The following is a 14,774-nucleotide window of genomic DNA, read 5'->3' as shown; positions in this document are numbered from 1 at the left end:
ACGCCTTCACATTTAAAGTTTGTTAAAATTATTTGAAGCTTTAATATTGAGTCAAATACAACACACAAAAAAATTGCCGACAAAGTCTGAGTCTTTGTCGGCAATTTAATTTAGTTAAATATTACTTTTCTTTATCTTTGTTTTCTTTTGATTCGTTCTTTAACTCTTGTTTGTTTTCTTTTAATTTTTCCTTATCTGCTTCAGGTGTATAGTCTACGCCTGTTGTATAATCATTCGCAGCATTCCATAATAAAAATTCATTTACACCATGATCTTTAAGTGCTCGGACTTGGTCTTCAATAGCTTGACTATCGTACGCTTTATAATTTCCTTCACCCAAATATTGAGCAGTAAAATCTTGTAACCATGGACGTGATTTTGGTTTATCTTTGCCTAATGCATTTAACACTGACGTTTCTTTATCTAAATAATTATCTATTGCTTTGTACGGTTCTTTATCTGGTGCTGCAAGACCGAAATCTCCTGGACTCCAATGCGAAGGATAAATCATAGATGAAATTGCGTCTGTATTTTTCGCAATTTTAGGGAAGCTTTGACCTATACCAGGTGCTTCTTCGACCATCGCAGCATAACCAAATACATCTGCTGATACTTTCACATCATAATCTTTCAATTCTTTTCTAGCTGTACCTAAAAATTGAGTAATTGTATCTACACGTTGATCTACATCACTTAACTTACTATTTTTATATGCACCTTTGTTGTACTGCAAACTACTTTCCACATTTTCAAAACCTTCAGGGAAACGCACGTAATCGTATTGAATATCTTTAAATCCAGCCTTAGCCGCCTCTTTAGAAATATCGATATTATAATCCCATACATTTTTATTAAATGGGTTAACAAACTTATCGCCACCATCATTTTCCCAAACTGAGCCGTCTTCTTCTCTAAATGACCATTCTGGGTGGTCTTCAGCTAATTTTGAGTCTTTAAAAGTAACTATTCTGGCAATAGGATAAATATTCTTTGCTTCCATTTGCTTAAGCAATGGCTTTGCATCCACGATGTCTATCGTATTATCATCAATCTGCTTATTACCAGTATTGAAATTGATTGTCACATTACCAGTGTCATCTTTAACATCAATGACCATCGCATTTAAGTCAGTCTCATTAATAAATTTCGTTAATTCTTTAAATTTTTCTCCATTTGTTGAATTTGCAGTAACATAAATACCTTTCACGCCATCTTTAGGATACGCAACGTCACTATAAGGTTTACCATTTTCTTTATCTTTTGATTCACTTGCATGATTTTTATGCTTATCTTCTTCGGAACCCTTTTGTGATGAATCATTCGCACACCCCGTTAATACAAGCGTCCCTGCAAGTATCGTTGATAAAATCAGTTTTTCTTTCATTATTAATTTACCCCTTAACATAAACTTAGGTATCCCTTCACGTTCGAATGCCTTGATTTTAAGTTTAGCACAATGCACTTATGTTGCAAACGTTTAATTATAAAAGTTATTGTTTATTATTAAGTCATTTTTTGTTATAACAAAATAATTGGACACTTTATATATTTAGCAATCGTAGAATTAAATAATTCCTTGTGAAATAATTTGATATTCAATTTATTTATATCATTTTAAGGGTAAATGTTAATATAAAATATTCGTGAGTCAGAAAAGGAGGATGCTTTTGTCACATATAACAATTAAACCTGCCTACCCTGAATTACAAGAAGGTGGGTATTTTAACCTACTAGCAATTGATGATATGGCCAAAGTCTTTTTCAATACAGATGATGAATCTAAACTTGAACAAGGCATGCAAAGTTTATGGCGTCAAAATGGCAATCGCTTTAGCTATAACAATACGATGATTTCTTTCGTAGATGGTCAACCCGCTGGCGCTATCTCTTATCTACCTTACGATACGCTTGAAAGTCAGACACTATCCACTGTCGAACAAATAGTGAAAATACAGAAACTCCAAATTGTGCCTCAGTTCATCAATAACTTTAAAGCTATAGTCGCTTTGATTAATTTAGATGAAGGTAGTTCTGGAGAATATCATGTAAGCATGCTTGCCACACTTTCTCAATTTAGAGGTATGGGTATAGCTAAAAAACTACTTACTTATGCTGAACTACTTGCTTTACATAAAGGCTATAATACTATTTCACTGACAGTAGAAATCAATAACGCTTCTGCCCAGCGCTTGTACCAGAAACAAGGTTACGATTACGTGGGTGAAACTGGCGAAGGCGATATTAAAGTATATAAAATGCAGAAATATCTAGGTTAGTAGTTACTTTTTAAGATATGAAAAGCACGCACTCCTTTTAGCTAAGAAGCGCGTGCTTTATTGTTGTTTCGAGACATCCGGCATTGTCCGGCCAGACAACCCGATGACTGACCTTGTTGGTGTGATGGGGTGGAAGGAATGTTTCATGTAAAACATTTATAAATATTTTACATGCTTTTATACTTCAGGTTTTCAACATCTTTTAAATTATTGGTTCTTATAAATTCATTAGAACATTACTTGATTTTTGAAAAAAGGTGATGAAATTTATACCTATATATTTACGCTACCTCTTGAGACTCATCATAAACACTCTCAATAAAGGCTATGATTTCACTCTCTTCAGGACCTTTTCTTTCTTTAAACACCGTTATTACTAAATCATTAAATACTTTTCTAATAAATTCTCTAGATGATTCAGCAACAAACATAACTTTCAACATTTTATTAAAGTTTTTGTGTAAAAACGTTTCATTTAATATATATTCAAATTCCTCTTGGTTAACCCCATTCATAATTACATTATCAATAAACTCTTCTTTTGCAATTCTAATCATTTCTACTGCATCATCTTCAATGAAACTATCCATAATTTTCTTGGCGCTATATGAAGAAATTGTCCCTCCGATAGTTCCACCAATAATTGTTCCTATACCTGGTGCAAAAATGGAACCTAAGGCCATCCCACCTGCTGCACCTAAGCTTGTAGTTACTGTATTTTTCACAAGTTGTTTATGCGAAATCCTACCTTTTAACACATTATACACATCAGGTCCAAATGTTACTGCAGCATTTATTACTACCAAAGTTCCACCAGCTACAAATTTTGTAGCATTTTTTTGAGAATTCTTAAAAAACTTCGATGCAATTTGTGTATTAATAACTGATTGTCCTATTTTTTTACCTGCTTTACTCCCAGCAAATTGTGAAGCAAGCATATATGTAAAACCACTATATGCTACTGGTCTTACAAAAGCAATACTTGCCTTCTTAAATGACTGTTTCATATCTTGACCATTAGTCCTACATGACCAATAAACCCAGACACTTGAAATTACACTACCAGGAATTGCAGTACCAGCACCTTCCATAAAATCTATACCTGCTGAATATTTTAATTTTTGTAAAAAAGTTGCTGTTTGTTTTTCTCCTTTTGCATTTATAAACTGAGAATGTGCTTTTTTATCAAAAATACTAGTTTGTGCAATTTGTGATTGATTATAGGTTAAAGTTCCTTTTTTTACATACTTATGAGCATTTCGTGGATCTGTTTCATTTGGTACTGCTTTACCATTAATTTTTCTTGCAATCTCTCTTAATGCTTCATTGTATTGGTCCTTAGGAACTTCAATAATCATCATTGTTTTTTTACTTTTACTATTATAAGTATATTTAGCAGTTTGTCTATTATCAATTGTATGAAAAACGCTATTAATACTATCCTTAGCAGATTTACAATATTTTGTTTGAATCAGTTTACCATTAACTATTCTATCTGCCCCATTTTTTGAATTATCATGTCCTAATCCTTTTGCATTTCTCAATTTCATTTTGTCTAATGCATTACCAGCATGCTCTCCAGCTACACCATGCCCCTTAGCTTTAACTTTATCTCCAGTAAATTCATTGTTCACTTTGTAATTAGTTTCGCTAAACCTAGCATTTATTTGAGATTTATTTAAATCATCCATAACTCCAGGAGAAATACTTGCAAATTGTGAATTAATTGAATTATTTATTAAGGTTTCATTTTTCAATTCTTTAGTTTTTTGTTCAAATATCTTTTCAATGTCTTCTATTTGGCTTATATCTTGTTCTTTTGTTTCATCAACAAAAGCTTTTTCACTCAAAACATCGTTTACAGCCTTACTCCAACCAGAATTGATAGTATAATCAATTATTAAAGCTAAATTAGATGGCAATGATCTAATAACTAGAGGCTTCTTCTTATAATATAATAGTATAGATAAATGTCCTATCCTAATTTGCTTATATAAATCTTGAAATGATATATTTATTTTTTCATTTACATATTTATCCTTTTTATCTTCCTTATTTTTGTTTCGAATTTGGTTATTAATTACAATTTCATTTGTGTTTACTAAATATCCATATTCCATAAATTTCATTTCATTTTTCAATGGTCTTGCATTATAAATAACAGGATAGACATCATCAGATATATTATTTTCAGTTCCCATATTAAAGTATTCAGTTCGATTAATTGGAATGTTTTCACCCACCATATCAGATGGCATAATAAAATCAATTAAATCTTCACTAAATTTTATTGTACTTTCAGTATTAATGATACTTTTCTTCCAGTCATTAATTTGCTTTATATAGAATGAAATTAGACCCACGCTTATTAATAGACCACCTACTAGTGTAACTTTAATACCAACTATAAAGATAAAAACTATAAAAACATAAAAGAAGAGTATCATTCCAATAGATACTCCAACTGATAACAATGCAGAAAAATTAAATTTTTTATAGAATAAAGTACTTAATCCTATAATAAATATTAAAACTAGTATCGACATTTTACTTCTCCTTTTTATTTACTATTTCCACTATTAAATAAAATGATATTAGAAATTCACTGTCACTAACACTTCAAATATTATCCCATTAATAACTTCAATTTATCCCATCTGGGATCTTGATTTTGTTTTTTATATTCTTGTTTATTATTGCTCATTTTGATTTCTTTACTCGTAATCAATTTACTTGTCTCGAATTTTTCCTTTGGATTCACACTATATTTATCCAAAATCTCGTCCCAATTTATGATATTGATGTCTTCGTAATTATCTTCACTAATCTCTGATACAAATTTGCGATCGTTAGTCTTAAATTTCTCAATGCCTTTGTGTAATGCATATAACAAACTTGTGAATTCGCCTTTGTTTTTTTCTTGAATACATACTGCTTTAAGACCGTATTCATTTAATTGATGATTAATGCTTTTTTGTTCTAAAATTTCAAAATTTTCAAATAAAATAACTTTTAGCTTTCCTGCTTCTTTTAATATTTGGAAATTCATCGCTATTTCTTTCGATTTATCAGAACTCTTTCCCCACCGCATAATTTCCTTTTCAACTACATCTGAAAATTGTAAGTAACCATAATATTTAATTAACCGCTTGTAATAGCCTGACATTACTAAAAAGACCCATATGTCTGTGTCTACGATCGGAGTCGTTATATTGTTATGTCTCATTTAGCACCTCGATTTTCTCTATTATGCTATTAATTTTATGACTGTTTATTAAATTTTGTTGATGATTCTTTTGGAGTATGGACATAATATTAGAGGATATTTTGATATGATTGGTCGGTTGAATGACTGATGTTGAAAGATTGTTTTGTTCATATATTGCTAATAGTTCTTGCTGCTTTTCTAGTGAAGATAATTTTTTCAACGCTTTATATGTATTAAACTCTATTTTGCCTAACTGCATCCCCCTGATAACCACTGCGTTAAAACTCATTTGATAATAAACACTCATTTGAGCGATTATACTTGCATCTTCAATATTAAATTTTTCTGACCATTTTTTGATTTCTTCATCTGGCAATAACACTAATCCAGCAAATATTTCTGCTTCTCGTTCCTCAATTGAATTTGATGCAAAATCACTTATACCATTTTGGTGTTCCATATAATGATGATATACCTCATGCCATAATGAAAAATTTTGCCGTCCTAGACTATGATTTGCATTTACAAAAATAAATGGAAAACTGTCTTTTTTCATGTAAAATCCAGACAAATTGCTTGGCGCTTTTGCTTTTATAATATAATAGCCCATATTGGATAACAGAGTTAAAGAATCATTTAGTGGATACTGTAATTTATTCTTCTTTATCAAAGATTGCGCAATAGGTTGAATTCGTTTAATCGTCTCTTTATACTTTTCTTCCATCTATATCACTTCCGATTTTCAACTGGTATGTAAGCTCTTCAAAAATATCGTTTAACTGACTTACTTTATTATTAATTGCTTCATTGTTTTCAAGTGCTCTGAAAGAAACATTACTTAAATCTTCTTGTTCTAAATTTTCTAATAGTGTCTCAACACTGATCTCGAGAATTTTTGAAGCTAGTTGATATTCTTTAGGTGTCCATACAGCATTTAACGATAAAACCTTTTGCAAATCACTATAAGGAACATTAAATTTTTCTGAATTTTTTTGTAAGTCTTCATTTGAATCTAGTACCTTTTGTTTTACTAATTTTATAATTTCAGCTCGTGTATATTTTGGTATTAACTTCACAACTACCCCCCCTTATTTTGAGTTTAGCACAACTATGTTAAAGATTACTATAAAAATATTTTATCTTTTAAAATTATTACGCTTTTTTTATTTTAAACATTCAATAACTCAAAAAAGACAGCTATTAACTGTCTAGTTTTTCAAACATAACTTCAATTTATTAAATATTGATTTGTCATTATATTTTAATTTTATTTCTTTAAATCGATCCTTTTTCCCACTATTATCATCTTCAATAACAAAAATCATTTCAACTATTTTTTGTTTCGTTTTATCATCTAACTTAAACATGTAATCAACTCCTTATTTATTAAAGCTATAATATCAATTTGAGTAGTCAAAAATTGGCTGCCTACCTTATGTATAATTGTCCTAAATTGAAAAGGAGCCGATATATGTGAAGACATTCGATTCTTATCACATCGTGTTAAATAATAAAGTTTACTCTGGTAAAGTAATTAGCGCTGTAGGTAGACACTTATTCTATGCCTCAATTAAAGATACACCGCTCAAAAAATTAACCAAAAACCTTAAAGTTATACGGAAAGTACAATAGCCCTAATCATCTCGAAATGATTAGGGCTATTGTTATGTTTTAATCTTTATATAATTGATTTATTTTGTTAATTTCCTCTAAATATGATGCTTTAATAGATTGTGGCGATATAATTTTCACTCTACTCCCTTGAGAAAGTAACCACATCATCACACCATCGCCAATGACTTCAATCTCTACTAAAAATCTGTTATTCACATAATCTTTTTTAAGTAATTGTGCTGTTGGAAAGCGATCTAGTACAGATTCAATAATTCCACCGTTAAATTCAAATTTAACTCTCTTCCAATCACCACCGTACATAAAGTAAATGCGTTTTTTTAATTCACCTTCTCTATAGTAAGGTGATTTGGGTAATTCTATTTGCTTAGTTATTTCATTATATTCTTGAATTCGATCTAATCGAAAAACTAAAACAGTTCCTTTAGTGTTAATACCGACTAAATAAAAATACAGTTCTGAATATGTTATATACATTGGCTTAATCGTATGTTGTCTACCTTTGTTCAAAGCATTAAAATATTCAAATGTGATAGCTTTACCTTTTAAAATGATTTCATTAATATACCAAATTTTATCTAATAATGGTTCCCCGTTATTCATTGATATATAATTTGTTAACTCCGATTGTATCGTTTTATTAATTATAGTTTTATCTGTGTCACTTAACTTAGAATTTAAATTATCGACAATCATATACAATTCTTCTTCTGTTAGACCTCTAGTAGAAATTAAAATTTTTAGTATTGCAAGGATCTGTTTCTTATCAAAATGATTTTCTCCATTATTCAACATATAATAAACATTATTCTGAGTATCATATTCAATTTTTAAATGCGCAGTCTCTTCTTTACTATCTAAAAATGCATTTAAATTCGAAATATAACGTTGTACAGTTCGTGCTGATTTATTATCAAAAAAGCCTCTTATCTCTTGTTTAGATATTCTTTCCCCGTCCATAAACTTTAAATACAATTCTAATATCTCTGTAGATTTCGCCATAAAAATACCGCCTTATTTATCGATATGAGCATTATAGCACAAGCCTAAGTTAGTTATAGTTCCGTTTATAAAAGTGTTTGTTGATCATAGACATATTTTGACTATCAATCCATGTAACATATGTCTTGTAAAAGTAAATTGCTTTAACCGATTGAAAATTTGAAAATAAAGGTGAGAATATGAATTTACAAAACCAATCTAGAAACCCACACGTTTTCCAAAATGTTACACAAAACGAGAAAAGTATGGCTATGTTGCTTTGGATCTTAAATATTTTAACAGGATTTGTTGGTCCACTTATAATTTGGTTAATGAAAAAAGACGAATCAGCTTTCATTAATCAGCAAGGCAAAAATTACTTGAATTTCGCAATTAGTTATACATCTTATTTCATTATTTCATTAATTCTTACGATTATAATTATTGGCTATATCCCATTGTTTGTACTAACTATTGCAGCCTTCATTTATACAATTATTGGAATAGTTACAGTAAATAAAGGTGAAGACTTTGTAGTGCCATTAACGATTGAAATTATAAAGTAAAAATGGGTTGGGATAGACTGAAAATTCACCTACACCTTTTTCTGCTTAATAAAAATAAACCACTTTCATCTTGATGATGAAGGTGGTTTTCTATAATACATTAATTCTACTTTTGAAAAGAATAAACTCACGTTAAATATATTGTTTCTTCAACACTTTCTAGTTTACGATCATGCTTTTTAATTATTGTCTCATTAATTTCCATCAACTGTTCAAATATTACTTCCAAAACTTGTACAACAATACTGTTACCCGCAAGTTTTATTAATTTTGAAGTAGTTAATAATTTTTTACTTGATTCTGCAAAAATATTATTTTTCATTAATAAGTTAAATGAATCTTCATTAAAACCCATCAGCAAAAAGCACTCTCGCGGAGTTAAATTTCTATACTTACTGTTAATAGACGTCAATGGATTTTGATCATCATATAATATAATACCTGAGTTAGGATGTCTGTCTTGTTTTGTTGTTACTGTTCTTGCGAAAGTACTTAAAATTTCATTTTGTCCTTTAGCAAGTTTTTTATTCAACATATAGATTTTCTCACGAGACTGAGTGAATTGTGGAGTACTTTCTATTGCCTCATTTCTATATATATCATTGCTATAATCTAACCTCAAATAATTTTCTAATGATTTCATTTTAGAATAATCTACTTGGTAATTTTCAAGATTATTGTAGAAAAAATAATCTTGTAGCTCTTCGACCACTTCGTGATCAGTTGCTAATACACTTATCATATAAGTTCTAACTCGACTTTGCGGTACACCAAAATCTCTTGCATCTAATGTATATACTTGGTTAATATAGCCTAAGCTTTCTAAAAAAGAACACCATTCTTCAAAGTTTTTGATATGCTTATTTGATAGTATATTGCTAACATTTTCCATCAGTAAAAATTTAGGTAATGGTTTATTACTATTTTCTAAAGCAATCAAAATGCGTTCTATTTGCCATAATAGTGTACTTCGGTTGTTAGCATCACGATCTATACCGCCTTCATTTTTATGCCAATTACCGCTAATTGATAAATCTTGACAAGGAAAAGAGTAAGTAAGTAAATCAGCTTCAGGTAGGTCCTCAGCATCTACTTTAGTGATATCAACCAAGTTATTATTTCTATCTATAGCTGCAAGAACACCTTTTAAATGTGACATACTCATTGAATTAATACCTCTAGTGGTTATTGGTTCTTTGCCATCATTAGAAATACTATACTTTGATAATTCTTCTATTATCGACTGCTTTGTATGATGTCTATAATCTTTTAAATTTTGTGCACCATTATGAATGATATCGTAAGCATATATTGCAGCTATTTCCCATTCAACTGTTGCTTCTATTGAATAATCTACACCGATATTTTTAAGGGCTTGGGATTGGCTACCTATACCACTAAATGTCTCAATGACTTTAAACATTTGTTACCCTCCCTTAAAAATCATTTATCATAGTCATGATATAAACATTCTCTTCTTTTTTTTCGAAATAAAAACTTGTGAATCCAAGTTTATTTAAATCTTCATGCTTTATCGGACGACTTTCTTCCAACTCTATCATTTTAGCAATTTCATCATAAAAACTCCAATTTTCAAGATGTAACTCTCTATTAAATTTACCTTTTAATTTTGCATTGTAGGTTTTTCCATCAAATGCTATGATATTAAATCCATCATTCGGAAATAGATCTTTTAAAGAGTGTTTATTAGATTTTATTAAGTTTGAATCCTTATTTATCAAAACACTATTAATACCTGTAGTCTTCCATGAAGCATTAGCAATCTTATCGGTAACGATAGGTAAAATAATCCCACTATTATGTGGTCTCACCTTAAAACTTTTATTAAAATTAAATATTTTTCTTCTAATCGGATCTTTATTATCATTAGAATCATTATTTTTATAATTTCTTATTCGATTCATATTATCTTTTATTGATTTTTTATTTTTATTTGCTATTAATTCTAAATCGTCATCATCATAAAAGTTAATGAAGTCTTCTACTTTAGTATCTGTACATGATATTGATTTTTCATGCTGTCTCTGAAAAAGAGTTGAAAAATCTTCTTTAGCCTCAATTAAAAGCTCATTGTTATGAGAAAAACCATTTTCACTAAAGTTTGCTGAACCCACAAAACTGATTGAATTAGAAACACCATAAAACTCATAAAGTTTAATATGTGTAGGATAACCTGAATATTGATAATAAACGTTCACATTTTCATTACTACAAGATAACTTCTGAAAATTTTGATGATTAGTATATGAAATGCCTTCCTGCGACATACCAATATATAAGTCAACAATTATTTTCCCAACATCATCTAAAACTCTTTTAAGAAAAGTACTAGATGCGTATCCACTTATAATTTTCAACTTACTATACTTTTTACTATTTTTTAAAATTATTTTTTTATATAAGTCTTCTTCGAATATCATATTTTATTTCACCGATTCATATAAGTCTTTTACATACCTTTCAATACCACCTTCAACTAGGTCTGGCGACATGGTTAGGATTCTAGCAACGTTTAATATAAGTAATCTTCTGAATAACTTTCTGTCATTATAATTTTGATATTCTTTCATAATTTCACGGTAAAGTTCAATATTATAACCAATTCCTGATCTATCAACAAGTTGCATAATTGTATCTGTACTATTATTTTCCAATATTTTCAAAGTATCTTCTTCATTACCTTGCCAAGATAAATGTATGTACCACCATATTGTTTTCAACCATATTCTCCGGGTATCTTTATAAAAATGTGAATCATTAAATTCCCATCTAGCATGTACTATGTCAGGTATTACTTTTATTGATAGATATCTCCACACATCATCATTAACAGCTACCCTATTATTAAATCCGATTTCACTATTCAATAGTTTATAGATTTTAATTCCAAAAGCTAAATCAAACGTATAACCCAATTTATTTACATTATCTAATCCTAATTCATCAAATACCTCATCGCGAATAGCTATAAGTTCTTCTCTTAATGATAAAAATTCATCAAAAGGTTTAATCGGTACAATACCTTTACTTTCAACTGATAAATAAGCAAAGTCCTTGGTAGCTTTGCCAAGATCATAATTTATATTATCCCAGTTAATCATTCAATCACCCCTGTACCATTTCTTTTTCCATTGTTTCAAATAGCGAACTTTGTATAGTAAACATATCATTTGTCGTTATATTAAATGTTTCTACCCAATAAGATACTACTGCCAAAATTGTTCCGGGTATCAAACTATCTTCATCTTCTATGTTATTTTTCTCTACGTTGATAACTTCATTTATGATCATTGCCATAGCCTGAAGCGTAATTGTACCTGTTAACATCTTGTTAGCTTGACCTTCGCCCTTGTTTATTTTATTAAACATTGAATGCTTAGTATTAAACATTAAACTTAATTGTGAACTATCAAAATTGTCTTCACTTGCCTCAGTCCAGTTTTTATTCACCTTCCACAAAGGAGCATCTTTATCACTGAACTCAGTTATAGGGAAACTCGATCCTGATCCATCCACAATAATAGAAAATGAATTTAAATCTTCTAATGTTAATTTCATTCCTGGTTTATTGGCGAAAAATGGTTTAGTTTCATTAACTTGTTTGACAAATAAGAAGAAATCTAGATTTACTGTTCCTCTGATCGATTGAGCTTTAAAATTATAATCAAAATTTATTTGAACGTTTTCATCGTTATATCTAAAACTACCAATTTGAAGAATTTTTTGAAAACCTGAATTTCTAGAATGGATATGTACTGCATAACCTATTGTATTTTCTTTACAAGTCACTCCCTCACCTCCAAATAAAACCTTGTGATTATCTACTAACAAAGTTTGTTTTATATTTAAATTATTTTCATGCGGGGACCACATAGAATCAAATTCATTTATTTGAATATCAACATCTTCTAGTGAAGTCATATCTATAGGTTTTGGGTCATCTTCATTTGAATCATCATAAAATAATTCTAATGGAGAAAAGTGAATTTGTGCTTCTTCAATTTTAGCTTCATCTATTTTTCGATATAAAGCCACTTGATTTGTTGATTGTTTCATAATCATTCATCCCCTTCATTTATTTGTGAAGAAATAGCAAGATTTGGTATGAATTCACTTGTCTTCATTTTTAAAATTAGTTTTCCTTCTATAATTATTGGATTACTAACTGTTGATTTAATACGAATTTCGCTTTTGTCTTCTAAAATATCAAAATATATATTTGGGTCTTTAAATTCTTTATAATTTAATCCAAAATATTCTTCTTCAATATTTTGAATAATTAAATCCTCAATTTCAAAAGGGAAATCATTATTACTAACTTTGTTTATCCACTCATCTTTTTCTATTTTTTTATCTTGAGATAAAATTTGAATAAAAATACGATTAGTTGACTCTTTTTGAATACTAGTATTAAATTCCACTTCAACTGTATGCTCATCGATAGGGTTAGATCTAACGACTTTAATATCAGAAATCCTATTACGCTTACCAACAGTTCGTTTATCTTTATTGATATCTTTTTTACTTGATGATGTTTTCCCATAATTTTTAGGAGGTAATAACATTTTTCCAAACTTCCTTGATAAGCCTGATGTAGCAGATGATTTCTTCTCTATCGTTTCACCTAAAAAGTAATCATTAATCTTCTTAGCTGTATATTCTTTAATTCTGCGTACGATTCCAATACCATCTTCATCAACCCAATTAGCATGGTCTGCATTTTCTGTAGCTCTCAAATATTGCTCCAAATCTTTATATCCTAGTTCTTGATATTTATCTATCAATTCTTTACTGGAATTAGGAACAAAAAATCCCAATAAATTATGATCTTCTTTCAGAATATTAGCTTTAGGGGACCATTCACCATCCACACTATATTCTATAACCATTCCTGGTTTTCGTGTATATGCAATTATTTTCGAATTGTTTAGTTCGATTTTCATTTCATCTTTAACTCCGATATATTCTAAGGGAGAATATTTATTGTTTGGAGGTATCATCTGCATATATTTTCTATCAACCTCTATAAATGCAACATGTCCTACTGGTACTTTACTCGGGTCTTTCATAGCATTTCGTTGTAAATGCACAGGTTCTACAATAATATTTTCTTCCATTGCTTTACCCATAGCAGCTGATGTATATAAATTTTGGAAAATATCAAAAGTTGGTTCCGTATTGTATTCTTTAATAAATCCAGAATCATTTACAGTACAATTCAACATTGAATTACCATTAATATTTTTATAATTTTCATTCATTAACCTTGGCATATACCATCTTTGAACTGCTATTCTAACTGCATCTTCTCTAGAGTTTTCCCACGGATATTTTTTCTCATCTTTTACTTCTGAAAACATTTCATTCCTACCTAAATAAGGAACAATTATAGTTGTACCAGTTTCATTTTCAATATATCTTTCCATACCAAAAATTTCTAAGAAACTTTCAATTTCAGCAGCATTTGTAATAGGCAATAATTGATTTTGATCGTTTTCATCAAATTGCCCCCACCAAGCGATTCCTCGTCCATTTTCTGGCAATAAACGTTTTTCTTGTTTTGGGCTTTCAATTAAAGATGCGATTAATCTTTCTTCATATCTTTCCTCGTGTTTTACACGAGTATAATAGATAACTATGCCTACACCTAATCTAAAATAGCTTGTTTTTCCTAACCCCCAACTACCTCCAGCACCTTCTGCCTCTTGATTTTTACCAATACCAAATACAAGTTTAAAAAAATTACTTTTATTTGCGATTGAAGCATCAGTTGCTCTATAGTCACCAGTTAAACCACTAGTGTTACTATCTTTGATAGCAATAAATTCTTCATTACCACTGTACCTCTCATTTAATGTTTCAGATATACCTTCAAAATACCTAGCTAAACTAGGAGAATTGAAATTTCCTAGTTTGAAATTCACTTTAGTTTCTTCCATATCAGGCAATGTAGCATCTAAACTATTTTGTAAAGATTCGCGAACAAGTAAGTCTAAAACTGGCAAACTTTTATTTTGAAGTGAACGTAATATCGCATCGCCATCTTGAGACATACTTTGAACATCATTCACAGCATTTTTTATCTTCATA

General features: G+C 29.6%; 15 protein-coding genes. 3 read left to right on the top strand and 12 right to left on the bottom strand.

Annotated elements, in window-relative coordinates; all coding sequences use genetic code 11:
* Window positions 1-121 precede the first annotated feature (121 nt).
* On the bottom strand, window positions 122-1,384 hold the full coding sequence (locus tag AAA453_RS01865; protein WP_427705858.1) for a putative glycoside hydrolase: 1,263 nt from the start codon (window positions 1,382-1,384) through the stop codon (window positions 122-124).
* Window positions 1,385-1,667: 283 nt separating this feature from the next.
* Between AAA453_RS01865 and AAA453_RS01860 the strand changes: the two genes are divergently transcribed.
* Window positions 1,668-2,276: a GNAT family N-acetyltransferase gene (locus AAA453_RS01860; RefSeq protein ID WP_427705856.1), complete on the top strand. Its 609-nt coding sequence runs from the start codon at window positions 1,668-1,670 to the stop codon at window positions 2,274-2,276.
* 281 nt (window positions 2,277-2,557) lie between these two features.
* Here the strand turns inward: AAA453_RS01860 and AAA453_RS01855 are convergent, their stop codons facing one another.
* From AAA453_RS01855 to AAA453_RS01835, 5 genes are all read right to left on the bottom strand, one after another.
* Window positions 2,558-4,822, bottom strand: coding sequence for a hypothetical protein (locus AAA453_RS01855; RefSeq protein WP_427705854.1), 2,265 nt, complete (start codon window positions 4,820-4,822; stop codon window positions 2,558-2,560).
* Between the two features lie 80 nt (window positions 4,823-4,902).
* Window positions 4,903-5,502, bottom strand: coding sequence for a hypothetical protein (locus AAA453_RS01850; protein WP_427705852.1), 600 nt, complete (start codon window positions 5,500-5,502; stop codon window positions 4,903-4,905).
* Complete coding sequence (locus tag AAA453_RS01845) at window positions 5,492-6,208, bottom strand: ImmA/IrrE family metallo-endopeptidase (protein ID WP_427705850.1); 717 nt, start codon at window positions 6,206-6,208, stop codon at window positions 5,492-5,494. Before AAA453_RS01845 ends, AAA453_RS01850 begins: the two co-directional genes overlap by 11 nt.
* Window positions 6,192-6,560, bottom strand: coding sequence for a hypothetical protein (locus AAA453_RS01840; protein ID WP_427705848.1), 369 nt, complete (start codon window positions 6,558-6,560; stop codon window positions 6,192-6,194). Before AAA453_RS01840 ends, AAA453_RS01845 begins: the two co-directional genes overlap by 17 nt.
* Before the next feature lie 132 nt (window positions 6,561-6,692).
* Window positions 6,693-6,851: a hypothetical protein gene (locus AAA453_RS01835; protein WP_427705846.1), complete on the bottom strand. Its 159-nt coding sequence runs from the start codon at window positions 6,849-6,851 to the stop codon at window positions 6,693-6,695.
* A 106-nt stretch (window positions 6,852-6,957) separates the two neighbouring features.
* Between AAA453_RS01835 and AAA453_RS01830 the strand changes: the two genes are divergently transcribed.
* On the top strand, window positions 6,958-7,116 hold the full coding sequence (locus tag AAA453_RS01830) for a hypothetical protein (protein ID WP_427705844.1): 159 nt from the start codon (window positions 6,958-6,960) through the stop codon (window positions 7,114-7,116).
* A gap of 39 nt (window positions 7,117-7,155) precedes the next feature.
* On the opposite strand, the gene AAA453_RS01825 is transcribed toward AAA453_RS01830, so the two are convergent.
* Entirely contained in the window at window positions 7,156-8,118 is a 963-nt protein-coding gene (locus AAA453_RS01825; RefSeq protein WP_427705842.1) for a helix-turn-helix transcriptional regulator, read from the bottom strand.
* Between the two features lie 179 nt (window positions 8,119-8,297).
* Here AAA453_RS01825 and AAA453_RS01820 point away from each other — a divergent pair, with 179 nt between their 5' ends.
* Window positions 8,298-8,663, top strand: a complete 366-nt coding sequence (locus tag AAA453_RS01820; RefSeq protein ID WP_427705840.1) for a DUF4870 domain-containing protein — start codon at window positions 8,298-8,300, stop codon at window positions 8,661-8,663.
* Window positions 8,664-8,790: 127 nt separating this feature from the next.
* Here AAA453_RS01820 and dcm read toward each other — a convergent pair whose 3' ends face one another.
* From dcm to AAA453_RS01795, 5 genes are read right to left on the bottom strand one after another with little or no spacing between them, the layout of a single operon-like run.
* A complete protein-coding gene (dcm, locus tag AAA453_RS01815) occupies window positions 8,791-10,086 on the bottom strand; it encodes a DNA (cytosine-5-)-methyltransferase (RefSeq protein WP_427705839.1) in 1,296 nt (431 codons plus the stop codon).
* A gap of 13 nt (window positions 10,087-10,099) precedes the next feature.
* Entirely contained in the window at window positions 10,100-11,104 is a 1,005-nt protein-coding gene (locus tag AAA453_RS01810; protein ID WP_427705837.1) for a phospholipase D family protein, read from the bottom strand.
* 3 nt (window positions 11,105-11,107) lie between these two features.
* Complete coding sequence (locus AAA453_RS01805) at window positions 11,108-11,785, bottom strand: hypothetical protein (RefSeq protein WP_427705835.1); 678 nt, start codon at window positions 11,783-11,785, stop codon at window positions 11,108-11,110.
* A 4-nt stretch (window positions 11,786-11,789) separates the two neighbouring features.
* A complete protein-coding gene (locus AAA453_RS01800; protein ID WP_427705833.1) occupies window positions 11,790-12,740 on the bottom strand; it encodes a hypothetical protein in 951 nt (316 codons plus the stop codon).
* Window positions 12,741-12,742: 2 nt separating this feature from the next.
* The gene (locus AAA453_RS01795) at window positions 12,743-14,773 is read right to left on the bottom strand and encodes a hypothetical protein (RefSeq protein ID WP_427705831.1); all 2,031 of its coding nucleotides are present in this window, start codon (window positions 14,771-14,773) and stop codon (window positions 12,743-12,745) included.
* Between the last annotated feature and the right edge of the window lies 1 nt (window position 14,774).

It is taken from the genome of Staphylococcus parequorum (assembly GCF_039237145.1).
GTDB lineage: Bacteria > Bacillota > Bacilli > Staphylococcales > Staphylococcaceae > Staphylococcus > Staphylococcus equorum_A.
The sequence above is the reverse complement of the archived record's forward strand: the minus strand, read 5'-3'. Positions and strand labels throughout refer to the sequence as shown.

Excerpts from the sequence above, each read along its gene's own strand:
- AAA453_RS01865 (WP_427705858.1), bottom strand. The coding sequence starts at position 1,384 with ATGAAAGAAAAACTGATTTTATCAACGATACTTGCAGGGACGCTTGTA.
- AAA453_RS01855 (WP_427705854.1), bottom strand. The coding sequence starts at position 4,822 with ATGTCGATACTAGTTTTAATATTTATTATAGGATTAAGTACTTTATTC.
- AAA453_RS01850 (WP_427705852.1), bottom strand. The coding sequence starts at position 5,502 with ATGAGACATAACAATATAACGACTCCGATCGTAGACACAGACATATGG.
- AAA453_RS01845 (WP_427705850.1), bottom strand. The coding sequence starts at position 6,208 with ATGGAAGAAAAGTATAAAGAGACGATTAAACGAATTCAACCTATTGCG.
- AAA453_RS01835 (WP_427705846.1), bottom strand. The coding sequence starts at position 6,851 with ATGTTTAAGTTAGATGATAAAACGAAACAAAAAATAGTTGAAATGATT.
- AAA453_RS01825 (WP_427705842.1), bottom strand. The coding sequence starts at position 8,118 with ATGGCGAAATCTACAGAGATATTAGAATTGTATTTAAAGTTTATGGAC.
- AAA453_RS01820 (WP_427705840.1), top strand. The coding sequence starts at position 8,298 with ATGAATTTACAAAACCAATCTAGAAACCCACACGTTTTCCAAAATGTT.
- dcm (WP_427705839.1), bottom strand. The coding sequence starts at position 10,086 with ATGTTTAAAGTCATTGAGACATTTAGTGGTATAGGTAGCCAATCCCAA.
- AAA453_RS01810 (WP_427705837.1), bottom strand. The coding sequence starts at position 11,104 with ATGATATTCGAAGAAGACTTATATAAAAAAATAATTTTAAAAAATAGT.
- AAA453_RS01805 (WP_427705835.1), bottom strand. The coding sequence starts at position 11,785 with ATGATTAACTGGGATAATATAAATTATGATCTTGGCAAAGCTACCAAG.
- AAA453_RS01800 (WP_427705833.1), bottom strand. The coding sequence starts at position 12,740 with ATGAAACAATCAACAAATCAAGTGGCTTTATATCGAAAAATAGATGAA.
- AAA453_RS01795 (WP_427705831.1), bottom strand. The coding sequence starts at position 14,773 with ATGAAGATAAAAAATGCTGTGAATGATGTTCAAAGTATGTCTCAAGAT.